The sequence below is a fragment of the Streptomyces sp. NPDC002092 genome, assembly GCF_053593775.1.
The window spans coordinates 451,446-473,626 of record NZ_JBSFDG010000004.1; the positions used below are offsets into that span (position 1 = coordinate 451,446).

At 70.5% G+C, this 22,181-nt stretch carries 18 protein-coding genes; 12 read left to right on the forward strand and 6 right to left on the reverse strand.

The genetic code is table 11. From position 1 onward, the window contains the following. Positions 1–380: 380 nt before the first annotated feature. The 3 genes from ACWCRD_RS12215 to ACWCRD_RS12225 all read left to right on the forward strand — a co-directional run bounded on the left by ACWCRD_RS12215 (position 381) and on the right by ACWCRD_RS12225 (position 4,038). A complete protein-coding gene (locus ACWCRD_RS12215) occupies positions 381–1,817 on the forward strand; it encodes a carboxylesterase family protein (protein ID WP_450965754.1) in 1,437 nt (478 codons plus the stop codon). Between the two features lie 59 nt (positions 1,818–1,876). Then, the gene (locus ACWCRD_RS12220; protein WP_450965755.1) at positions 1,877–2,899 is read left to right on the forward strand and encodes an alcohol dehydrogenase catalytic domain-containing protein; all 1,023 of its coding nucleotides are present in this window, start codon (positions 1,877–1,879) and stop codon (positions 2,897–2,899) included. Between the two features lie 386 nt (positions 2,900–3,285). Next, complete coding sequence (locus ACWCRD_RS12225) at positions 3,286–4,038, forward strand: alpha/beta hydrolase fold domain-containing protein (RefSeq protein ID WP_450965843.1); 753 nt, start codon at positions 3,286–3,288, stop codon at positions 4,036–4,038. 262 nt (positions 4,039–4,300) lie between these two features. Here ACWCRD_RS12225 and ACWCRD_RS12230 read toward each other — a convergent pair whose 3' ends face one another. Next, complete coding sequence (locus ACWCRD_RS12230) at positions 4,301–4,969, reverse strand: TetR/AcrR family transcriptional regulator (protein WP_450965756.1); 669 nt, start codon at positions 4,967–4,969, stop codon at positions 4,301–4,303. A 66-nt stretch (positions 4,970–5,035) separates the two neighbouring features. Beyond that, complete coding sequence (locus ACWCRD_RS12235) at positions 5,036–5,791, reverse strand: SDR family oxidoreductase (RefSeq protein ID WP_450965757.1); 756 nt, start codon at positions 5,789–5,791, stop codon at positions 5,036–5,038. A 532-nt stretch (positions 5,792–6,323) separates the two neighbouring features. Between ACWCRD_RS12235 and ACWCRD_RS12240 the strand changes: the two genes are divergently transcribed. Continuing rightward, on the forward strand, positions 6,324–7,742 hold the full coding sequence (locus ACWCRD_RS12240) for an ATP-binding protein (RefSeq protein ID WP_450965758.1): 1,419 nt from the start codon (positions 6,324–6,326) through the stop codon (positions 7,740–7,742). Between the two features lie 559 nt (positions 7,743–8,301). Here ACWCRD_RS12240 and ACWCRD_RS12245 read toward each other — a convergent pair. Beyond that, positions 8,302–9,279, reverse strand: a complete 978-nt coding sequence (locus ACWCRD_RS12245; protein ID WP_450965759.1) for an SMP-30/gluconolactonase/LRE family protein — start codon at positions 9,277–9,279, stop codon at positions 8,302–8,304. 137 nt (positions 9,280–9,416) lie between these two features. On the opposite strand from ACWCRD_RS12245, the gene ACWCRD_RS12250 reads away from it, so the two are divergent. The 7 genes from ACWCRD_RS12250 to ACWCRD_RS12280 all read left to right on the forward strand — a co-directional run bounded on the left by ACWCRD_RS12250 (position 9,417) and on the right by ACWCRD_RS12280 (position 16,471). Continuing rightward, a complete protein-coding gene (locus ACWCRD_RS12250) occupies positions 9,417–9,863 on the forward strand; it encodes a MarR family winged helix-turn-helix transcriptional regulator (RefSeq protein WP_450965760.1) in 447 nt (148 codons plus the stop codon). Between the two features lie 111 nt (positions 9,864–9,974). Further along, positions 9,975–11,093 (forward strand): DUF4190 domain-containing protein, encoded by a 1,119-nt coding sequence (locus ACWCRD_RS12255; RefSeq protein WP_450965761.1) that lies wholly within the window; start codon positions 9,975–9,977, stop codon positions 11,091–11,093. Positions 11,094–11,240: 147 nt separating this feature from the next. Beyond that, positions 11,241–11,993 (forward strand): GntR family transcriptional regulator, encoded by a 753-nt coding sequence (locus tag ACWCRD_RS12260; protein WP_450965762.1) that lies wholly within the window; start codon positions 11,241–11,243, stop codon positions 11,991–11,993. 389 nt (positions 11,994–12,382) lie between these two features. Further along, positions 12,383–12,583 (forward strand): SPOR domain-containing protein, encoded by a 201-nt coding sequence (locus ACWCRD_RS12265; protein WP_450965763.1) that lies wholly within the window; start codon positions 12,383–12,385, stop codon positions 12,581–12,583. Positions 12,584–12,601: 18 nt separating this feature from the next. Next, positions 12,602–12,994 carry a (deoxy)nucleoside triphosphate pyrophosphohydrolase gene (locus ACWCRD_RS12270; RefSeq protein WP_450965764.1) on the forward strand — a complete coding sequence of 131 codons (393 nt, stop codon included), beginning with the start codon at positions 12,602–12,604 and terminating at the stop codon, positions 12,992–12,994. A gap of 95 nt (positions 12,995–13,089) precedes the next feature. Continuing rightward, complete coding sequence (locus ACWCRD_RS12275) at positions 13,090–13,521, forward strand: ATP-binding protein (protein WP_450965765.1); 432 nt, start codon at positions 13,090–13,092, stop codon at positions 13,519–13,521. A 274-nt stretch (positions 13,522–13,795) separates the two neighbouring features. Then, positions 13,796–16,471 carry a SpoIIE family protein phosphatase gene (locus ACWCRD_RS12280; protein WP_450965766.1) on the forward strand — a complete coding sequence of 892 codons (2,676 nt, stop codon included), beginning with the start codon at positions 13,796–13,798 and terminating at the stop codon, positions 16,469–16,471. A gap of 87 nt (positions 16,472–16,558) precedes the next feature. Here the strand turns inward: ACWCRD_RS12280 and ACWCRD_RS12285 are convergent, their stop codons facing one another. After that, positions 16,559–18,148 (reverse strand): hypothetical protein, encoded by a 1,590-nt coding sequence (locus ACWCRD_RS12285; protein ID WP_450965767.1) that lies wholly within the window; start codon positions 18,146–18,148, stop codon positions 16,559–16,561. A gap of 80 nt (positions 18,149–18,228) precedes the next feature. Here ACWCRD_RS12285 and ACWCRD_RS12290 point away from each other — a divergent pair, with 80 nt between their 5' ends. Further along, positions 18,229–19,449 (forward strand): hypothetical protein, encoded by a 1,221-nt coding sequence (locus ACWCRD_RS12290; RefSeq protein WP_450965768.1) that lies wholly within the window; start codon positions 18,229–18,231, stop codon positions 19,447–19,449. A 21-nt stretch (positions 19,450–19,470) separates the two neighbouring features. Here the strand turns inward: ACWCRD_RS12290 and ACWCRD_RS12295 are convergent, their stop codons facing one another. Together ACWCRD_RS12295 and ACWCRD_RS12300 are read right to left on the reverse strand one after the other, a co-directional pair. Further along, on the reverse strand, positions 19,471–20,241 hold the full coding sequence (locus ACWCRD_RS12295; protein ID WP_450965769.1) for a succinate dehydrogenase/fumarate reductase iron-sulfur subunit: 771 nt from the start codon (positions 20,239–20,241) through the stop codon (positions 19,471–19,473). Next, a complete protein-coding gene (locus ACWCRD_RS12300; protein ID WP_450965770.1) occupies positions 20,238–22,181 on the reverse strand; it encodes a fumarate reductase/succinate dehydrogenase flavoprotein subunit in 1,944 nt (647 codons plus the stop codon). The genes ACWCRD_RS12295 and ACWCRD_RS12300 overlap by 4 nt, the downstream gene beginning before the upstream one ends.

Consider the following 22,181-nt stretch of genomic DNA (forward strand, 5'->3'; position numbering starts at 1 on the left):
TGACGAACACCGTGGCCGCGCACGGCCCTCTGGCTTTCAGCACGGCTGACCGGGCCCGGCGCTGCAGCCGTTTGCCGCACCGCTGAGGCTCGACCTCGACGGCAGCTCACCGGTGCCGCCGCCCCATGCAGCGCCTGCTCGGCTGGCTTCCCAAGGTCTTCCGGGCCCGCTGATGGCAGACCCCAGGCCACCCGGACCTCCCCTCGACGGCCTGGGTGACGACAGAAGAGAAGCAAAGAAGTGTCACTTGCTGACCACCATGTGACCGCTTCCGACCGGGGACTTTGTCGGATCCCGGGAAACGATGGGAGGCGTCACCGCGAGCAACCAGTAGTCGGAGCACCGCGCGAAGCACCCGAACCGCGCTGGAAGGACGTGCCATGACCGCCACCGCTCCCAAGGCCCCAACTGCACCAGGGGTGCGGTCCTGGTGGGGAATCCCGTATGCCACCGCCGAGCGGTACCGCCGCCCCGTGGTCGCGGGCTTCGATCCGGACCGCCCCTATGACCGCAAGGGCGTCGTCTCCGTCCAGCCCGACGGCGGCGACTGGCTCGAGGCGGACAGCGGGATGGGTGAGGACTGCCTGAACCTGAACGTGTGGGCTCCCGAGGAGCCGGTCGGGAAGGCGCTGCCGGTGACCGTGTACATCCACGGCGGCGGATTCGAGTACGGCGCGAACACGCAGATCACCTCGAACGCCGCCGGTCTCGCCGCGTCCGGGCGTGTGGTGAGTGTGTCGATCAACTACCGGCTCGGTGCGCTGGGGGCGGTCTCGCTCTCCCAGTACGGCGGGCGGCTCGCCGAGGCCGGCAACCTCTGTCTGCAGGACGTCATCGCCGCGCTGACCTGGATCAAGCGGAACATCCTCCACTTCGGTGGCGACCCCGACAACGTCACGGTCTACGGACACAGCGGCGGCGCCTACTCCACCTTCGGGTTGCTCGGAGCCTCTTCCGCCAACGGCCTGTACCGGCGACTGGCCGGGTTCTCCGCCGGGCCCTCACGTCTCCAGCCGGCCTGGTGGGCCGAGGAACTCGCCCACCGGTTCGTCACCGAACTCGGCGTCGCGGACAACCCCGAGAAGCTGATCGACCGGGACACGGCCTCCCTGGTGGACGCCCTGCACAAGGTCACCCCGACGGACCTCGGAGCCCGTGGCGGGATGGACAGCAAGAGCCTCGGAGTCGTCCTGGACACCCGGCAGCCCGGCGCGGTGCTGCACGCCCATCCCATGGACGTACTCGCCTCGGGCACGCACCGTGACGTCGACGTCCTGTTGAGCTTTGCCAGTGACGACATGGGCTGGTGGGTGGCGAACGATCTCGACCGGTTCGACCCGCACACCGTCGGCCGCATCGTCGACGAGGTCGCGGGGTGGCGCATTCCCCGCTCCCGCGCCACGAAGATCGTCGACGCCTACGACCAGGGCGGCCGCACCCCTGCCGAGGTCCGCGCCGCACTCCTGTCGGACTACATCTTCGGGCTCCCGGCAGCCCGCGGCGCCCTGGCGCACGCCGCGGCGGGCGGCAACGCCCATCTCGTTCTGATCGGGCCCGCCGAGGGCGCGCCCGCCGTGCACGGCACCGAGATGTACGCCCTGGTCGGCCAGGAAAAGCCGGGCCGCAGTGCCGAGCAGGCCGAGCGTGACACTCGTATCCGCGACATCGTGCTCGACTTCGCCACCGGCGAGCAGGCCCGTCTGTGGCCCGCCGTCACGGACCGGCCCATCTCGGGAAGCGTCGGCAACCTTCCCTTCGAGGCGCATGCCCACTATCAGGAGGCGCTCGACCTGTGGGAGGGCATCGACCGCCCCTGACGGCCACCGGGCGATACGGAACCGCGCACCACGGGAGAGAACAGGCAAAGGAACTCGACATGAGCCAACCGACAGCAGCCGGCTGCACCACCCCCGCGACGATGCGGGCCGTCGTCGTCACCCGGCCCGGCGGCCTCGACGCACTGGAGATCAAGGATGTGCCGGTGCCCGTCCGCAAGCCCGGCTGGGTGCGGATCAGGGTGAAGGCGTTCGGCGTCCATGAGTCCGAGGTCACCACCCGCAAGGGCGAGTCGGATGCGGAGGTCACCTACCCGCGCATCCCCGGCATCGAGGGCGTCGGCGTGGTCGATGAGGCCGACGAGGACAGCGGGCTGCGCCCGGGACAGCAGGTCGCGACCATGATGGGCGGCATGGGCCGCTCCTACGACGGCGCGTACGCCCAGTACGTGACCGTCCCCGCCGGGCAGGTCATCCCGTTCGAGACCGGCCTGCCCTGGGACGTCGTAGGCGCGCTGCCGGAGATGTTCCAGACCGCCTACGGATCGCTGACCACCGGCCTGGACCTCAGGCCCGGGCAGACGCTGCTGATCCGCGGCGGCACGTCCACGGTCGGGCTGAGCGCGGCCACGATCGCGAAGGACCTGGGAGCCACCGTGCTGTCCACCACCCGCCGTGCGGAGCGGGCCGGGGAACTGCGGGCCGCGGGCGTCGACCATCCCCTCGTCGACAGCGGCACGATCGCCGTCCAGGTGCGCGAGCTGTTGCCGGACGGTGTCGACGCCGTACTGGAGCTGGTGGGCTGCTCGGTCCTCGCTGACACCTTCCGCACCGTCCGCCGCCACGGCACGGTCTGCTTCACCGGAGCCCTGGCGGGCCAGTGGACGATTCCGGACTTCTCCCCGTTCATGATCCCGGGCGGGGTGCGGCTGACTTCCTACGCGGGTGAGGCCGCCGACCTCCCGGCCGACGTCCTCGCCCACCAGCTCCAGGCCATCGCCGAAGGACACCTCAACGTCCCGGTCGCGAAGGTCTACCACGGCTTGGAACAGGTCCGTGACGCCCAGGCCGACCTCGAATCCGGCACCACGCCGGGCAAACACGTCGTCGTCCCGGACGACTGACACCTGATCGCGGGATGCGACCAGGTCATCGCACACATCGACTCGAGCTGCTCGATCAGCACATCGTGCGCAGTGAGCGCCTCAGCCCGGTGGTGAGCGCCGCTGCTCCCCGTCGTGTCCGAAGGACAGAACAGATGGCAGACCAGACAGCAGCAGACTTCTTTGGTGCCGTGACCACCCGGCCTCCGTTGGACCCGGAGCTCGCGCCCGTCGAGGAGGCGCGGGGGGCCGTTTTTCCGGCCCTGTCGGACCAGACCCTGCCAGAGATCCGACGGCAGATCGCCGCGGGTTCCCCCGGGTTGGATTCGGAGGCTCTGACGGCGGGCGGCAGAGTGCGGGTGGAGGAGCGCCAGGTACCCGGGCCGGAAGGCGCGCCGGACATCACTGTGCTGATTCTCCGCCCAGTCGAGGACCGAGGCCCCAAGGGAGGCATCCTCAGCCTCCACGGTGGCGGGATGATCATGGGAGGCCGCCGGGACCACGTGAGCCATCTCCTCCCCCATGTGATCGAGGGGAGCGCGGTCGTCGTGTCTGTCGAATACCGGCTGGCGCCGGATCACGCCGACCCCGCGCCGGTCGAGGACTGTTACGCGGGGCTGGTGTGGACGGCGAAGAACGCGGCCGAACTCGGCATCGACCCCGAGCGGCTCCTGATCGCCGGAGTCAGTGGCGGCGGCGGTCTCGCGGCGGGGACCGCGCTGCTCGCCCGCGACCGCGCCTTTCCCAGGCTCAGCCACCAGATCCTGATCTGCCCCATGCTCGACGACCGCCTCGCGACGCACAGCAGTCGCATGGTGGACCGCGACGGCGTATGGGACCGCCACAGCAACCTGTACGCGTGGACCTCCGTACTGGGCGAGCGGCGCGGCGGCCCGGACGTGTCGCCGTACGCCGCGCCGGCCCGCGCCGAGGACCTCAGCCGACTGCCGCGCACCTACATCGACACCGGCTCGGCGGAGGGGTTCCGCGACGAGATCCTGATCTACGCCGGCCGCCTGTCCGAGGCAGGCGTGAGCGTCGATCTCCACATGTGGGGCGGAGCCTTCCACGGGTTCGACATGACGGTGGGTCATGCGGCTGTGTCGCGCGCTTCCAGCGCGACCCGGGAGGAGTTCATCCGGCGGGCTCTCGACTGCTGAGCAGTGTGACCATGGGAGTGGAGGCTCCGTCGCGTGATCGCCTCGTCGAGGTGGAAGTCGTCGAAGACACGGCGGCCGGCCACCCGGTCGTGGGCCTTCACCGCCATACCGAGCAGGCGCACACGCTGGAACCCGACGGAATGGACGCACCGAGCCCAACGCCGGGGGCGCGCTGCTGGTTCGGTCGAGTCACCGATACCTGCACCTGTCCCGGTAGGGCGACGTATCGGGCTCATGGCAGCGTGAACTGGTGGTGCGGGGTTCAGGATCCGGCGCGGTAGCGGGTGAGCATGAGGGCGACGGCTTCGTCCACGATCGTGGTGTCGGTGGGGTCGGGCGGGATGAAGTCGGTCCGTACGAGTTGAGGCCACAGGAGCTGGCCGCAGATCATGCCGAGGAACTGTTCGGCCACTGCGGATGACGGCTGTGTCTGTCCGTCAGTCGAACGGAAGTCGAGTGTGCCGGCCTGCGCTTCGGCGTCCAGGTAGTCGCGGAGCCGGTCGAAGAAGGGACCGCGGTCGATGGCGAAGCCGGTGCCGACGATGTCGGCGAGTTCCGGCATCTGCGGAAGCTCGGTGATGATGAGGCGGCACAGCGCCGCCGTGCCGGGCCGCGAGACCAGGCAGGCGTAGTCGCGGCCGATGTGGTCCAGCCCGTACCGGGGATCGCCGGGTGGGGGCGCTTCGGCGTACTGCACATCCAGCTGCCACTGTTCGGAGGTGACTGCTGCGAACAGCGCAGCCTTGGAGGGGTACCGCTTGAAGAGGGTGCCGGTGGAGACGCGGGCCTCCCTGGCGATCTGGGCCAGGGAGGTCTTGTCGTATCCCCGGGCGAGGAAGAGGTCGCGGGCGGCGCGAATGATGCGCGCGCGGTTCTCCGCTTTGATCTGCGCGTGATATCCGGCCTGGCTCGTACCGTCACCGGTTTCCATTCGGTCACGGTCCGCCGCCGTCATACTCACACCCCTTCTCGCGTTCCTAAGACGCGTCCTCACATGTCAGAGGATGGTCTGGCCGCCGTCCAGGATAAGGTCCTGGCCCACAGCGAAGGCGGAGGCATCGGAGGCCAGGTACACGACGGCTTCCGCGACCTCCTCGGGCATACCCATGCGACCCAGGGGGATGCCGGAGCTGATCGCCTCCAGAACCGCCTTCTGCTGCGCGGGATCCTCGACCCCGATCTTGGAGTACAGCGGGGTGTCCACCGGGCCGGGGCTGACCGCGTTGAACCGGATGCCGTGCGGCCTGAGCAGGTCCGCGTTCCACGACCGCATCAGGGAGCCGACAGCCGCCTTGGTCGCGGCGTAGGCGTTCGAGTGACCGTAACCGCCGTGCGCACTGTTGGATGCGTTGAGGACGACCGAGGACGGGTTGGCCAGCACGGGCACCAGGGCCTGCGTAAGAAAGAAGACGCTCTTGACGTTGATGTCGAAGAGCCGGTCGTAGCTGTCCTCCGTGTGGTCCTCGAACGGCCGCCAGTCCGAGACGCCAGCGTTCAGGAACGCCACGTCCAATTCCCCGAAGTGCTCCCGCACCCGCTCCGCCAGACCGCGCTGCGCATCGAGATCGCGCGCATCGGCCTGCACCACCGGCACCTTGTCCCCGAGGATCTGCCGCGCCTTGTCGATGCTGGCCGGGGTGACCCCCGTGACCAGCACGTCGGCCCCCTCCTCGACAAAGCGCTGCGCGGTCTCCAGACCGATCCCGCTCGTGCCGCCGGTGATGAGGGCGCGCTTGCCCGCAAGACGATTCATGTGCCTGTTCCTTGCCGAGAGACGAGGTAAGTCGGTGGACTCACCTTCGGAAACGTAACCCGGCGCCACCCTGGAGGCAAGTCGATCCACTTACCTTTTTGGGTGGCTGATCAACGTGTGGCTGGGCTGGTCGGTGCGGCACGGTGGACGAGTAGTTGATCGCGATGCTGGTCGACCGGGGGCGTTCATCGATACGGCGGCCGCTCCGGCTGCCGTGTCCACCCGCTGCTCCAGGCGGATGCCTCACGGTTCGTCGGCTGAATCGCCGGCGGGCCGACCCGGTGGGTGGGGCTGGCGAAGTTCCTCGAAATCCGCCCGGACGGCGAAAGGGTGGAACTTCGCCTTCGATGCGGCGTGGGCTTCGGGGGTGTCGCGTTCGACCGGCTTGCAAGCTGGCCCCGTTACCCCTTCCTCGGGCCGCGAGGGACACGGTTCCACGACTCGTGATCGTGGGCGAAAACTGGCGAAGACAGCCTACTAACGGCTATGTTACTAACATTATCGTTAGTCTCGTGCGTGGAGGTCGGCAGGCATGGTGGATTTCGTCGGTCGGCGGCAGGAGCTGGCGACGCTGGAGCGCGAGCTGCAGAAGGTCGCCGCAGGGGTCGGGTGGGAGCGGCCCGGTCGGTGCGTGATGCTGCGTGGGCGGCGCCGGGTGGGCAAGTCGCGGCTGGTCGAGAGGTTTGTGGACCGCTCCGGGGCACCGTTCTTGTTCTACGCGGCAACCGGTGCGTCCCCTGGAGATGATCTGGCACGGCTGGCCCGGGACGCCCAGGCATCGACGCTGCCGCTGGCACAGCTGGTGGCCGCCGCGCGTCCGGAGAGCTGGGATGCCGCTTTCGATGTGCTGGCTGCGGCCCTGCCCGCCGACCGAGCGAGTGTGCTGGTCATCGACGAGGTGCCGTACCTGATGGATGCCGACGGCGCTTTCGAGGGGGTGCTGCAGCGGGCCTGGGACCGGGTCTTGGAGAGCAAGCCCGTACTGCTGGTCCTCATTGGCTCGGACCTGTCGATGATGGAGGCTCTGAACAGCTACGGGCGCCCCTTCCACCAGCGCGGCCGTGAGATGGTCCTCGGGCCGCTGAATCCCGCCGAAGTAGGCCGGATGCTGGCATTGGACCCGGCGGAAACCTTCGATGCCGCGCTGATCACCGGTGGGCTGCCGCTGATTTGCGCGGAATGGCCGCGGGGCGCGGGTGTGTGGGAGTTCCTCGGTGAGGCGCTGAATGATCCGGTCTCGCCACTGTTGGTTTCGGCCGAGCGCTCACTGGCCGCGGAATTCCCGCCGCAGGCTCAGGCACGTACGGTGCTGGCCGCGATCGGCAGTGGCGAGCGGACCTTCACCAACATCGCCCGCGCGGCTGGCGGGATCGGGGCGACGCCACTGCAGCGAGCGCTGGAGCTGCTCACGGGCAAGCGGATCGTTGCGGCGGAGCTGCCGGTTTCCCTGCGGCCGTCGAAGGATCGTCGCTACCGGGTGACAGATCCCTACCTGCGGTTTTGGCTGCACCTGCTCGGCCCGGCCATGGGGGAGATCGAGCGAGGGCGGGGCGATCTGACCTTGGCGCGGATCCGGGAGAACTGGACCAGTTGGCGTGGCCGGGCGGTCGAGCCGCTCATCCGCGATGCGCTCGCCCGGATCTTGCCCGACGACCAGTTGCCGGCGGCGTCGGCGGTGGGCGGTTACTGGACCCGCACCAATGACGTCGAGATCGACATCGTCGGGGCGGACCGCGGCCCCATCGCCAAGGAACTGCTGTTTGTCGGCTCCATCAAGTGGCTGGAGCAGTCGCCCTTCGACCGGCACGACCTGGCAGCTCTCCACCGACACAGGGCCGCGCTCACCGACGAACCTGTTCCAGTCGTGGCGGTTTCGCGCAGCGGATTCGACTGTCCGGGGCTCGATGCCGCCTACGGCCCCGGCGACTTGCTCACCGCATGGCCGCTGTGAGTGGCATGGCAGCGAGGCGATGTGCGCTGCTCGCGGACCTTGCGGAGAAGTCCCACAGACCTCGGCCTCTTGGGCCGACGCTGTTGTGTAGCGTTGGCGATCCTGAGTCTTCTCGTACTTTCTCGCGGCGCCCGTGCTGGGACGGTGCTGGGATGCGCCCACATTTCCGCAGGTCACGGCCTTGTGGTCGAGTTCCGCTTCAACGTCTAGGCCCTGCGGGACATCGCCAGGCTGGGGCGGCGTCACGGACGCCGGCCGCCGGGTCGGCGGTGCAGGCTCACGCGCCCGCGTCGTGGCTGCTCGTGGCCACCTCCGACGGGCGGTGAGGCCCTGCGCCGACCCGCTCCGTCACGCGTCCGCGTACGCCCGTAAACCTCGCTGCAGGCGGCGGCGCTCATCCTGGCCGCGCTGCAGGCGGGGCAGAGCCCGCTGCTGCCGCTCGGCGACGACGGCGTGAGTGCGGTCCCCGACCACCTCGACCAGGTACGCGACGAGGCCCTCGCCTGGGAGAAGCGCACCCGCCGCACCGGCTTCCGCGACTGACCCCCCGGGCCGGCCCTCAGATCCCGTCCACCCACGCCACGGTGAACGGCTCCTCGGGCACCCCCTGCCCCATCGGGCCGCCCTTGTCGAACTGCGAGCGGACGACCAGCAGCCGGCCGTGGGTGCGGGCGAGCGTGGTCGGGATCTGCAGGGCAGTGTCGGTGAACTGCCGCTCCAGCCGGGCCGAGGTGCCGTGCGGGGACAGCCGCCAGCGGCTGAGGGTGTTGGTGGCGTTGTGCGCGGCCCACAGCGTGCCGTGCGCCAGCTCCAGGCCGTCGCCGTGCTTCAAGTCACCGCCGTCCAGAGTCACTTGGCGCACGGATCCGGAGACCGTGCCCACCCGGTACAGGCCGCCGCCCGTCATGCCGACGGCGAGCAGGTACCGCCCCGCCGGGTCGACGACTATGCCGTTGAGGAAGAGCCCGTCGGACGGGTTCACGGCGCTCAGGTCGTAGGCGGCGTCGAGCGTCGCGCCGCCGCCGCGGGCCCGGGCCAGGTCGGCCGGGGTGACGCGGTAGACCACCGGGCGGGAGCTGTCGGTGAGATAGGCCGTGCCGTCAGGACCCAGCGCCAGGTCGTTGACGAAGGAGGGGCCGCTGCCGGGGACGGTGAAGCGCGCGAGCAGGGCACGGGTGCGCAGGTCGTAGACGTCCACCCCGGCGGTGGAGTCGATGACCCACAGACGCCCGGCCCGGTCGACCTTCAGGCCGTTGGCGGTGGTACGGCCGTCGGTGCCGGACGGGAGGAACACCTCGGCCGCACGGCTGCCGCGCACGGCCCGGTACACCGCACCCGTCGTGTACGAGCCGACATAGGCGTCGCCGGTGCGCGCGTCCAGCGCGATGCCTTCGGGATAGGCGCGGTCCTCGGGAAGCGTGAAGGCGGTGCTGATGCGGGGTGCGGCGGCGCGGGCGGCCGTCGCCGGAAGCGCCACGGCGCCGGCCAGCGCGGCGGCGGTGGTCAGGAAGGTGCGGCGGTGGATCGAACGGGACACGTCGACGCCTCTCGTTTCGGGCCGATTCGGTACTCACTCCCTTGCGTGTATGAACGTAGATTAGAACTCTAATCTTCGTCAATGCATTAATGGGCGGCTGCATGTTGATCGTTGAATGGGGCCGCTACCATGCGGAGATGACGTCCATGCCCGTGTCCGAGCGCCTCGGCTCCCACCTCAAGCGGGCCGAACAGGCTCTCAGCGCGACCAAGGCGGCCGTCCTCAAGCCGGCCGGTGTGACGGTGGCGCAGTACTCGGCGCTGCTGCACCTCTCCGAGAACCCCGGTATCTCGGCCGCGGCCCTGGCCCGCCTGTGCGGGGTCACCCCGCCGACGATGAACACGGTCCTGAACAACCTCCAGGACCGCGCCCTGATCGACCGCACCCCCCACGAGTGGCACAAGAACGTCCTGGAGACCCGTCTCACCGACGAGGGCCGCGCGGTGATGGCCGACGCGGACGCCCGTGCCGTACGGGTCGAACGGGCCCTGGCCGCCGAGTTCACGGACGAGGAACGCGAGGCGCTGACCGGGCTGCTGGGGCGGTGCGTGACACTGCTGGAGACGGAGCGCGGGCAGGTGTAACGGAGGCGGGGGGTCCTCTTCTCCTCACCACGCGCTTACCATGCGCCCAGTCGTACGAGTTCCGTACGCCAGTTCTGTGCGTCAGTCGTCCGAACCAGGAGCACGGCAGCCGTGTCCACACCACCCCCGCCTCCCGGGCCGTACCCGTACCAGCCCTGGGGACAGGGCTACCGCCCGTACAACGCGCCTGCGCCGGTCAACGGGGTCGCCATCGCCGCCCTGGTGCTCGGCATCCTCTGCTTCGTTCCCGCCCTCGGGCTGCTCCTCGGGCTGGTCGCGCTGCGCCAGATCAGGAGGACCGGAGAGCGGGGCCGCGCGATGGCCGTCACCGGTGCGGTCCTCTCCGGTCTCGGGCTCGTGCTGTGGGTGGCGGTCCCGGTCGGCGGCGCCGCGCTCCACGGCTGGGTGAAGGGCGCCGCACGCGACCACGGCAGCGCCTACTCCCTCACCAAGGGCGAGTGCTTCGACTCCCCGAGCGGTTCCCTGGACGGCGTGGCCTACGACGTCGACAAGGTGCCCTGCACCGGCCTGCACGACGCCGAGGTGTTCGCCACGTTCCGGATGCCCGGCGGCGCCGACTACCCCGGCGACGGGGAGATCACGGACGCCGCCGACGCCAGGTGCTACGAGTTGCGCTACGGCTACGCCATGGACGCCTGGGCCGTCCCCGACGACGTCGACGTGTACTACCTGACGCCGAGCCGGCAGAGCTGGCGCTACGGCGACCGCGAGGTCACCTGCCTGTTCGGCAACACCGACGAGAAGGCCGGCGTGGAGGGTTCCCTGCGCAACGACGAGCAGACCCTGGACGCCGACCAGGCCGCCTATCTCAAGGCCGTCGACGTCGAGAACGCCGCTTTGGACCGGCAGCCCTCGGACAGCCCCGACGACGATCTGCGGGCCAACCGCCAGTGGGCCGGACAGATGGCGGCCGCGCTCGACAAGGAGGTCCGGATGCTGCACGACCACTCCTGGCCGACCGGTTCGCGGACGCCGGTCGCCAAGGTCGCCGAGGAGGTCGCGGCACGACAGCAGGAATGGGCGTACGCCGCGAAGGCCGGTGACGCGAACGGCTTCTACGAGCACTACGACCTCGTCATGGCGCTCTCGACACCCGACCGCGCCGTCACCGCCCGCAAGGCTCTGGGCCTGGACGCCACCCCGCCCGAATCCAAGGACGCGGACGACGACGGGAACGGCGGCTCAGGTGCCTCCGAGTTCGAGGTGTGACCACGGCTATAGCGGGGAGAAAGTGCCTGCGTAAAGCCCTCCGCGGGCACATGTCATCACATCGAGTGATTCTCTGGCCTTTGCTTGCACAGCACAACCCACGGTTGCCAGGCTGTTGCTGTCTGTACAACCTGATGGGAGCGGCCAGTGACTTTCGGTGAGCAGCCGGCGTACCTGCGTGTCGCGGGTGATCTCCGCAAGAAGATCGTCAATGGTTCGCTGCCGCCGCACACCCGACTGCCCTCCCAGGCCAGAATCCGCGAGGAGTACGGCGTCTCGGACACCGTCGCGCTGGAGGCGCGCAAGGTGCTGATGGCGGAGGGCCTGGTCGAGGGGCGCTCCGGGTCGGGGACGTACGTCCGTGAGCGCCCGGTGCCCCGCAGCGTGGCCCGCTCCGGGTTCCGTCCGGCCGGCGGCGCGACGCCCTTCCGCCAGGAGCAGGCCGACGGCGAGGGGCGCGGCACCTGGGAGTCCAGCAGCACCCAGGCCGAGGCGAGCAGCTGCGTCGCGGAGCGGCTCGACATCAAGCCCGGCGACCGCGTGATGTGCACGAGGTACGTCTTCCGCGAGGCCGGCGAGGCGATGATGCTCTCCACCTCCTGGGAGCCCCTCGCGGTCACGGGCCGCACCCCGGTGATGCTTCCCGAGGAGGGCCCGCTCGGCGGCATGGGTGTCGTCGAGCGCATGGCGGCGATCGACGTGATCGTGGACAACGTCACGGAGGAGGTCGGCGCCCGCCCCGGCCTCGCCGAGGAACTCGTGACCCTCGGCGGCGTCCCCGGTCATGTCATCCTGGTCATCCAGCGCACTTTCTTCGCGTCCGGCCGCCCCGTGGAGACGGCCGACGTCGTCATCCCCGCTGATCGCTACCGCGTGGCGTACCACCTCCCAGTGAAGTAGCGCACACCTTTACGGCAGTTGACCCCGCCGCCCCCTCGCCGCCACCCCCTCCGCACGCCCTCGGAACCGGCTCGTCCGCCGCTGGAATCTGGCCGTTCTCGCAGGTCGCCCCACGCATGCCCGCCATGTCGCTGACCATGGGGGTCCCCCCGCTCGAGCGCAGCCGAGAGTGGGGGAGCGTCGACGCGTGCGCGCGGCGCGTTCGATTCCGTGCGCCCCCCCTCGTTCTGGCCGGTTGCGTACCTCTTTGTGAAAAGGCGTGTTCGCTGCGTAAAGGTAAGGCGTACGCTCGGGCATATGCGGATTGCGGTTTCCTTAGAGGGTGGGGCACGGCACGAACCGCGGGCGAGGAGCGGTCGGGCCGGGGCGGGAAGGAGCGGTGGGGCGCGATGAACGACGGCACGATCACGCTTCCCTGGCTCGTCATTCGGCAGGACGACAACGGCAATCAGTACCGCGTCGGCCGGTACGCGACCCGGGCCGAGGCCCAGAAGATCGCGGACAGCCTCGACGACCGCGGGCACAAGCAGCTGTACTGGGTCGAGCGCATAGGCCAGAACGGGCAGAACGGATCAGCCGCGGTCAACTGACTCCCGTAGGCTCCCCGCATGACGGAACGGATCGTGGTGGTGGGCGCCGCCCTGTTCGACGGCGACCGCCTGCTCGCGGCGCGCCGTAGTGCACCTCCCGAACTCGCCGGCCGCTGGGAACTCCCGGGCGGCAAGGTCGAACCGGGCGAGACTCCCGAGGCGGCCCTCGTGCGCGAACTGCACGAAGAACTCGGCGTGGACGCCGATCCCGTGGCCCGCGTACCGGGCGAGTGGCCCCTGAAGCCCCCGTACGTCCTGCAGGTGTGGACGGCCCGCCTGCACCCGGATTCCGCTGCCCCCAAGCCCCTGCAGGACCACGACGAACTGCGCTGGCTCACCCCGGACGAGCTGTGGGACGTGCCGTGGCTGGACCAGGACATCCCAGCGGTCCGTGAGCTGACCGGCGCCTAGGCGCCCGGCGCCCCCCCACCGGAGCAAGCTCCCGCCGTGGACGGTACTGCATCCCTGATATCGGGTATGTGCCCATTAACCCCACGAAACCGGACATGGGTGGGCTTCTGGCCTGGGAAGTGATCGGCGTGATCGACACAGAAGGCGACTGCGCCGAGTGGAGCTTCCCCGCGGAACCGGGAGCCGCCCGCAGCGCCCGCGCCGCCGTCCGCGGCCAACTGCGCACCTGGGAGCTCGACGCCCTCGGAGATCTCACGGCCCTGCTGGTCAGCGAGCTGGTGACCAACTCGCTGCGGCACGCCACGGGACCCATCGGCGTACGCCTCGTACGGCCCGCAGGGCTGGTGGACGTCCTGCTGGTGGAGGTCTCCGACCCGCTCCCCGACCCGCCGCGCGAACGCGTCGCCCGCCCCGAGGACGAGAGCGGCCGTGGGCTGCAACTCGTCGCCCACTCCTCGCGCCGCTGGGGGACCCGGCCCGGCGAGGCGGGCAAGACGGTGTGGTTCGAACTGGCCCTGCCCGGCTGAGCCGGTGGCAGTGTCCGGCCCCTCGGACGCTGTACGCGAACACCCGCCCTGTAGACCGACCCGATCAGGCCGGTGGCAGTGTCCGGCGAGCGGGATTCGACGAGGTGTCGGCTGGTTAGAAGACTGGAAGTGTTGTCGCAGCCGGGACCGAAAACCGTCGGGACCGTGCTGTGATCGTGAACACCGTGTTGTGCGGCGCCGTAGTGCTGGATACTGCGGGCAGCCGCACCCGGTGACCGGTGCCGGACGCGGTGAGCTGGAGGGGACGGTTCGCGTGAGCGAGATACCAGCGAAGGCCACGGGGTCCGAGGACCCGTCGGACGGCGCGAGGGCAAAGGCCGCGGGTGATGCCGCGGCCGATGTGACGAGCGGGACGGCGGGCGCGACGGGCCCGTCTTCCTTCGACGGATCCGACGGGACCGAGGGAACACCTCACGGTGACGCCATGTGGCAGAGCAGTCCACCCGGCTCCATCTACGACTACATCAAGGTCGCGTCCTTCTCCATCGGCCCGGACGGGCTCGTCGACCAGTGGAGTCTGCGCGCCGAGCAGCTCTTCGGGATCCCCGCCGAGCGCGCGGTCGGCATGGACCCCATCGAGGCGTTCATCGATCCCGATCTCCGGGAGCAGGGTCAGCGCAAGATGGCCGAGATCCTCGACGGGCGGGAGTGGACCGGAGTGGTCCCGTTCCGTCAGCCCGGTGCGGCGGCGGGGGAGAGCGGGCGGGAGGGTCTCGCCGAGGTCTATGTGATGCCGACGCGGACCGAGGAGGGCGAGAAGGCCGCCGTCTGCATCGTGGTCGACGTACGCACCCTGCGCAGCATCGAGACCGACCTTGCCGCCTCGCAGTCGATTTTCGGTCAATCTCCTTTCGGTTTCCTTCTGATCGACCCCGACCTGCGGGTCCGCCGCGTCAACGAGCAGTTTGCGAACACCTTCGGCGGCACGCCCGACGACCACCGCGGCCGCGGTGTCCACGACTATCTGCAGCGGCCCGAGGCCGAGCGGGTCGCGGCGACCCTGCGGCGGGTTCTGGAAACCGGCAACTCCATCACGGACATGCACGTCACGGGCTTCGTGCCAGGTTCCGAGGACCGCCGGCACTGGTCCATCAACCTGTACCGCGTACACAGCGGCTCCGGGCGCCCCATCGGCGTCGCATGGCTCGGAACCGACATCACCTCCCGCCGCGCCGCGGCCCGCGAGGCCGCTGCCGCGCGGCGCAATCTCGCCCTTCTCAACGAGGCGGGCGCCCGTATCGGCAACTCCCTCGACCTGGAGACGACGGCCCGCGAACTCCTCGACGTCGTCGTCCCCGGCTTCTGCGACCTCGCCACGGTCGACCTCTACCAGGGACTGCTGGCGGGCGACGAGACCCCGCCGGGCCTCGCCGACGGCAGCGCGGAGCTGCGCCGGGTCGCCTTCGCCAGCGCGGTCTCCGACGCGCCGTTCGTCGGGGGCGGCGCACCCGTCGCCGTCGGCGCGGTCCACCACTACCCCTTCAACTCCCCCTGCGCGGACGCCCTGCGCACCGCCCGCACCCAGCTCGTCCCCGCCGAGGAGGGCGGCCTCGTCCAGTCCACGCTGGCCGTGCCGATGGTCGCCCACGACACCGTCGTAGGACTCGCGCAGTTCGCCCGTACGAAGGGCAGCGAGCCGTTCGGCGACCGGGACCGGGATCTGGCGGTGGAGCTCGCGGCGCGCGCCGCCGTCTGTATCGACAACGCGCGTCTGTACCGCCGTGAGCACGAGCGGGCCCTGATACTGCAGCGGTCGCTGCTCCCGCCGGGCGACCCGGTGGCCTCCGGTCTGGACATCGCCTGCCGCTATCTGCCGGGCAACTCCTCCGCCGACCGCCCCAGCGAGGTCGGCGGCGACTGGTTCGACGTGATCGAACTGCCGGGGCACCGTACGGCGTTGGTGGTCGGGGACGTCATGGGCCGCGGTCTGCGGGCGGCGGTGGCGATGGGCGAACTCCGTTCGGCGGTACGGACACTCGCGCTCCTCGACCTCGAACCGGCGGAAGTGCTGAGTGCGTTGGACGAGATCGCCCGGGGCCTCGGCGCGCCCGGCGGTGTCCAGCAGGCCACCCGCGCGGCCCGCCGCCCCCGAGAGGCGGACCTCTCCGAGGTGTACCTCGCCACCTGCGTCTACGCGGTCTACGACTCCGTCACGCGTCGCTGCACGTTCGCCAACGCGGGCCATCTGCCGCCCGTGCTGGTCGAGCCCGGCGAGGACGCGCTGATGCTCGACGTGCCGCCCGGCATGCCGCTGGGCGTCGGCGGGGAGCCCTTCGAGGAGGTGGAGGTCGAACTACCCGAAGGTGCACTGTTGGCGCTCTACACGGATGGACTGGTCGAAAGCCGCGACCACCCCCTGGACGAGGGTCTCCAGGCGTTCGTCGGCGCGCTCACGGACCCCTCCGCGCCCCTGGAGGACGTCTGCGACCAGGTCCTCAACACCCTCGACACCCACCACGGCGAGGACGACATCGCCCTGCTGATGGCCCGCGTCCAGGGTCTGCCCGCGGACTCCGTCGGCGACTGGACGCTGCCGCGCGAGCCGCGCAGTGTGGGCAGGGCCCGGGAGTACGCCCGCGGGCAGCTGCTGTCCTGGGACCTCGAACCCCTCGTCGACACAACGGAGTTGCTGGTCAGCGAGCTGGTCACGAACGCCCTGCGGTACGGGGAGGGTGAGATAAGACTGCGGCTGCTGTTGGACCGCACGCTGGTCTGCGAGGTCTGGGACTCCGGCCTCGTCCAGCCCCGCCGCCGCCGCGCCCGCGACACCGACGAGGGCGGCCGGGGCCTCCAGCTGGTCGGCCTCCTGAGCGCGGCGTGGGGTTCCCGCCGCACGCCACGCGGCAAGACGGTGTGGTTCGAACTGCCGCTGCCGGACGGGGAGACGGGGCTGGCGGATCCGGCGGAGGCGTTGCTGAGTCTGTTTTGACCGCCGGTGCGCCTGTTGGGGAGGGGGGTGCTGTTGTCCGGCGACTGCGGGTGCGTTGTGGCTGGTCGCGCAGTTCCCCGCGCCCCTTTAGAGCGGGTTCGTTGCCCGGCGGGCATGGGTGCGGGGTCCGCCGAAGCTTGATGGTGAGCCATCGCTCAACAGCACACCGCCGGTGATTGCGCCGGCGGTTCCGGTTTCGTGTTCGGCGGCGCCGGCGACCGGGTTGCCGTGCACCCGTACGTCCCGTTCGGCGAGTTCGTGGGCCCGGCGGGCCAGGGCGTCGGCGGTGAGGAGGTCCGGAGGCTCCTCGGTGAGCAGCCGCCGCGCCTCCGCCAGCCGGGTGCGCGCCGTGCTGCCGACGGCCCCCCGGTGTGTCATGACGAAGGCGTCGGCCTCGGCCACGGCACTGCGTGCGACCAGCGACGCGGCGGCCGACAGCACCCCGGCCCGCCCCACGCCCACCGGCAGGAGCCCCCGCACCAGCAGCCGGAGGGCGTCGAGCGGATCGTAGGGCCCGGCGGTCAGCTCTTCTCGTACGGCCGTCAGGACGAGGTCGGCGTGCGCGGCGCGGGCGTGCAGCTCACCGGCGGGGAGGTCCCCCGGGCCGGTCCGCGCGCCCGCGAGTTCCGCCTCCGCCCCGGTGAGCGCGGCCGGCACCAACTCCGCGGCCGAGGCCAGATGGGCGGCGAGCCGCTCGATGCCGGCCACGAACACCTCGGCCTGTGCAGTCGCCCCCTCGGCGGCCCGCAGATGCCGTGCCGCGTCCGCTGGCTCCCCCATGTCGGCCGCCTGACGGGCCTGGTTCAGCCGGGTCGTGGCGAACACCAGGCGGTCCTTGGCCTGTTCGGCATGCCCGGTGACGGTCTCGACCGCCGCGGACCCGTACCGCCCCGCGAGAGCGGCCAGTGCCGCCCCGGCGCCTCCGGTGCGGGCGGCCAGCGCACGGAACCGTTCCTCCGCGACTTCCAGCGCCTGGCCCAGACCCTCCGCCGTCTCCAGCGCGCGGAGCAGATCGAACCCCGCGGCCTCCGCGTCCAGCCGTCGCCCCGCTTCCTGACACCGCCCGATCATCCCGGCGAGCGCATGCCGCCGGGCCGCCTCGTCCTCCGGGATCCCGTCGTCGTACTGCTGCCGCATCCGAAACGCGGCGGACAGCTCGGCCTCGGCGTCCCGCACGGCCCGTACGAACGGCGCCACGGAATCCGCCCCGGACCGCGCCTCGGCGAAGTCGAGTTCCTCCCGGCTGGTGCGCACCCAGTCGTCGGCCTGGGCCAGCAGGACCCGTACCCGTTCGTCGAGTTCGGAGAGCGGCGGTGCGGCGGGCCCGGCGTGCCAGGCGTGCCCGGCGGGGGCCAGGCCACCACCGGGTGTCGTACGCGTCCGGGCGCGCCGTGTGCGCCGCACATACCCGTACCCCGCTACCACCACCACCGCGCCGGCCGCGACGACCGGCAGCACCAGATCGGCGGCCGACGTCCCGTTCCGCTTCGGCGCGGCGGCGCTCGCGGCGGCCGGATGCGCACGGGCGGCCGGAACCGGCACCTCACTGTTGATCGTCATCCATGGCAACACCAGCCACACCACCGCGGCCAGTCCGCCCACCACGGTGTGCAGCACCCGCACGGATATGTGAGCGGTGGCCCGCCGCGGCCGGCCCCGAATCAAGGGTGACGTCACATTTCGGAGCGTATGAGCAGGAATGCGGTCGCGCGACCGGGGTGGGGCGGATCGGACGCAATCGACGAGGGGGAGCGGGAATGGAGCGGGCGGAGCACACGGAGGCAGATACAGCGGGCCCCAAGGGCGGCAGGAGAGAGGAGACCGCGGCAGAGGAGCCGACCGCGACCAGGCGCATCCCCGCAGCCGCCGACGGCGAGGGACCCCCACAGGGGCCACCCGCACCCGACGACGAAAGTAGTACGGGTGGTGCGGGTGGGAACGAAAAAGCCGATGGCGAAGCCGAGGCGAAAAGGCTCCCGCCCCGCCGCTGGCGCCGCCTCACCCTCGCCCTGGTCCTGGCCCTGCTCCTCCCCCTCCTCGCCGCAGAATCCGCCCTCCGCCTCAACTACACCGGCGACCCCGAGGAAGGCACGTACACCAGAAACCGCGACGCCATCTGGCTGGGCCACGCCTGGGTCGACGGCCGCAAGACCGAGTCCGACGTCGCAGCCCTCGCCGACCGTCTGAAAACCACCGGCATCCGCGACCTGTACGTCCACGCAGGCCCGCTGGAACACAACGGCACCCTCCCCAAGTCCACGTACAGCAAGGCGACTTGGCTGACGAAAACCCTGCACGACCGAGCGCCGCGGCTACGCGTCCAGGCCTGGCTCGGCGACGTACTCGCGACCGAGGGCCCGACGGGGATGCGCCTGGAGCGGCCCGCGACCCGCGCGGCCGTCGTCGCCTCGACCCGCGAGATCCTGGCGGCCGGCTTCGACGGCGTCCACTTCGACCTCGAACCCCTCCACTCCGGCGACCGGAACTACCTCACCCTCCTCGACTCCCTCCGCTCCGTCACCCGCGCGCACCACGCCCTGCTGTCCGTCGCCGCCCACCAGATCGACCCGCTCCCCGGCTTCCACGCCTTCTGGGACGCGGTCTCCGGACACCCGAAGTGGTGGTCGCAGAGGTTCTTCGGCCAGGTCGCCCGCAGGGTCGACCAGATCGCCGTGATGTCGTACGACACCATGCAGCCGCTGCAGAGCCTGTACGGCGGCTACGTCGCCCAGCAGACCTCGCTCGCACTGGAGGTCACCCCGCCCACGACCGACCTGCTGATGGGCCTGCCCTTCTACCACGAGAACCGGTTCGGCCACTGGAACCATGCCGAGACCGCATCCGCCGCCGTCCGCGGCGTCCGTCTGGGCCTGTCCCGCACGGACGCGGACCGATCCCGCTTCGGCGTCGCGCTCTACGTCGACTTCGCGGCCACGGAGGCGGACTGGAGGGCGTACCGGGACGGCTGGGTGCGCTGAACCCGGCCGCCCTCCCGCGGCCTACGAAGACCGCCGCCTGATCTTCGACCCCAGCCACACCAACGGGTCGTACTTGCGGTCGACCGCCCGTTCCTTCAACGGAATCAGCGCATTGTCCGTGATCTTGATGCCCTCGGGGCAGACCTCCGTGCAGCACTTGGTGATGTTGCAGTAGCCGAGCCCGTGTTCGTCCTGGGCGGTCTTCTTGCGGTCCAGGCCGGTCTCGGCGGCCGCGTCCAGCGGGTGCATGTCCAGCTCCGCGACCCGCATCAGGAAGCGGGGCCCGGCGAACGCCGTCTTGTTCTCCTCGTGGTCCCGCACCACATGGCAGGTGTCCTGGCACAGGAAGCACTCGATGCACTTGCGGAACTCCTGCGAGCGGTCCACGTCCTCCTGCATCATCCGGTACTCGCCTGGTCCCACACCCTCCGGCGGCACGAACGCCGGAACCTCGCGCGCCTTGGCGTAGTTGAAGCCGACGTCGGTCACCAGATCCCGTACGACCGGGAAGGCGCGCAGGGGCGTGACGGTGATCGTCTCCTCCGGCGTGAACACCGACATCCGTGTCATGCACATCAGCCGCGGCCGCCCGTTGATCTCGGCGGAGCACGAACCGCACTTGCCCGCCTTGCAGTTCCAGCGGACCGCCAGATCAGGGGCCTGCGTGGCCTGGAGGCGGTGGATGATGTCCAGCACCACCTCGCCCTCGTTGACCTCGACCTTGAAGTCCTCCAGGCCGCCGCCCTTGACATCGCCCCGCCAGACCTTGAAGCGGGCCTCGTAGCTGCTCACTCGTACAGCTCCTCTTCGGCGAGGTACTTGACCAGCTCCTCCTTGTCGAAGAGGGCGAGCAGGTCGGCGCGGATGGGTTCGGTGGTCTCACGGGAGAGGGCGATCTGACCCTGCACGGGGTCCGTCGCCGCAAGGCCGCCCGTGGGGTCGATCAGCTGGCACAGCAGATTGATGTTGCGCCACTTGCGGTCCATCGTCGGATGGTCCTCGCGGGTGTGGCCGCCGCGGGACTCCGTGCGCTCCAGGGCCGCCCGGGCCACGCACTCGCTGACCAGCAGCATGTTCCGCAGGTCCAGCGCGAGATGCCAGCCGGGGTTGAACTGGCGGTGCCCCTCGACACCGGCCCGGCGGGCCCGTACCCGCAGGTCCGCCAGCTTCTGAAGCGCCTGCTCCATCTCGCCCTCGCGGCGGATGATGCCGACGAGGTCGTTCATGGTCTGCTGGAGTTCCTGGTGCAGGGTGTACGGGTTCTCCGGCGGGCGGCCGTCGTCCTCGCCCGGCGCGGGGCCCTCGGCGGAGAAGGGGCGCAGCGCCTCCGCGGCCGCGGCGTCGACCTGGACCTCGTCCACGGCGGGACGTTCGAAGGCCAGGGCCGCCGAGTACTCGGCCGCGTGCCAGCCCGCCCTGCGTCCGAACACCAGCAGGTCGGAGAGGGAATTGCCGCCGAGGCGGTTGGAGCCGTGCATGCCGCCGGCCACCTCTCCGGCCGCGTACAGCCCGGGCACCCCGCGTGCGGCGGCGGTGTCGGACTCGACCGCGATGCCGCCCATCACGTAGTGGCAGGTCGGCCCGACCTCCATGGCCTCCGCGGTGATGTCGACGTCCGCCAGTTCCTTGAACTGGTGGTACATGGACGGCAGCCGGCGCCGGATGACCTCGGCGGGCATACGCGTCGACACATCCAGGAAGACACCGCCGTGCGGGGAGCCGCGGCCCGCCTTCACCTCGGAGTTGATCGCGCGGGCGACCTCGTCACGGGGGAGCAGCTCGGGCGGACGCCGGTTGTTGTCCGGGTCCCCGTACCAGCGGTCGCCCTCCTCCTCCGACTCCGCGTACTTCTCCTTGAAGACGTCGGGGATGTAGTCGAACATGAAGCGTTTTCCGTCGGAGTTCCTGAGCACCCCGCCGTCGCCGCGGACCGACTCCGTGACGAGGATGCCCTTCACCGACGGCGGCCAGACCATCCCGGTCGGGTGGAACTGCACGAACTCCATGTTCAGCAGCGGCGCCCCGGCCAGCAGCGCGAGCGCGTGCCCGTCGCCCGTGTACTCCCACGAGTTCGACGTGACCTTGAAGGACTTGCCGATGCCGCCCGTCGCGATCACCACGGCAGGGGCTTCCAGGACGAAGAAACGGCCGCTCTCACGCTCGTAGGCGAAGACACCGGAGACCCGGCTGCCGTCCTTCAGGACCCTCGTGACCGTGCACTCCTGGAAGACCTTCAGCCGGGACTCGTAGTCCCCGGTCTCGCGATGGTCCTCCTGCTGGAGGGAGACGATCTTCTGCTGGAGCGTGCGGATCAGTTCGAGGCCCGTACGGTCGCCGACATGCGCGAGGCGCGGGTACTCGTGGCCGCCGAAGTTGCGCTGGGAGATCTTTCCCGCCTTCGTACGGTCGAAGAGGGCGCCCCAGGTCTCCAGCTCCCACACCCGGTCCGGGGCCTCCTGCGCGTGCAGCTCGGCCATCCGCCACTGGTTGAGGAACTTGCCGCCGCGCATGGTGTCGCGGAAGTGGACCTGCCAGTTGTCGTGCTCGTTGACATTGGCCATCGCCGCCGCGATGCCGCCCTCGGCCATCACCGTGTGCGCCTTGCCGAACAGCGACTTGCAGATGACTGCCGTGCGGGCGCCCCGCTCGCGCGCCTCGATGGCGGCACGCAGTCCGGCGCCCCCGGCGCCGACCACGACCACGTCCCACTCCTGGCGGTCGACCACGGACAT

Excerpts from the sequence above, each read along its gene's own strand:
- ACWCRD_RS12215 (WP_450965754.1), top strand. The coding sequence starts at position 381 with ATGACCGCCACCGCTCCCAAGGCCCCAACTGCACCAGGGGTGCGGTCC.
- ACWCRD_RS12220 (WP_450965755.1), top strand. The coding sequence starts at position 1,877 with ATGAGCCAACCGACAGCAGCCGGCTGCACCACCCCCGCGACGATGCGG.
- ACWCRD_RS12230 (WP_450965756.1), bottom strand. The coding sequence starts at position 4,969 with ATGGAAACCGGTGACGGTACGAGCCAGGCCGGATATCACGCGCAGATC.
- ACWCRD_RS12235 (WP_450965757.1), bottom strand. The coding sequence starts at position 5,791 with ATGAATCGTCTTGCGGGCAAGCGCGCCCTCATCACCGGCGGCACGAGC.
- ACWCRD_RS12240 (WP_450965758.1), top strand. The coding sequence starts at position 6,324 with ATGGTGGATTTCGTCGGTCGGCGGCAGGAGCTGGCGACGCTGGAGCGC.
- ACWCRD_RS12250 (WP_450965760.1), top strand. The coding sequence starts at position 9,417 with ATGACGTCCATGCCCGTGTCCGAGCGCCTCGGCTCCCACCTCAAGCGG.
- ACWCRD_RS12265 (WP_450965763.1), top strand. The coding sequence starts at position 12,383 with ATGAACGACGGCACGATCACGCTTCCCTGGCTCGTCATTCGGCAGGAC.
- ACWCRD_RS12270 (WP_450965764.1), top strand. The coding sequence starts at position 12,602 with ATGACGGAACGGATCGTGGTGGTGGGCGCCGCCCTGTTCGACGGCGAC.
- ACWCRD_RS12275 (WP_450965765.1), top strand. The coding sequence starts at position 13,090 with ATGGGTGGGCTTCTGGCCTGGGAAGTGATCGGCGTGATCGACACAGAA.
- ACWCRD_RS12290 (WP_450965768.1), top strand. The coding sequence starts at position 18,229 with ATGGAGCGGGCGGAGCACACGGAGGCAGATACAGCGGGCCCCAAGGGC.
- ACWCRD_RS12300 (WP_450965770.1), bottom strand. The coding sequence starts at position 22,181 with ATGTCCGTGGTCGACCGCCAGGAGTGGGACGTGGTCGTGGTCGGCGCC.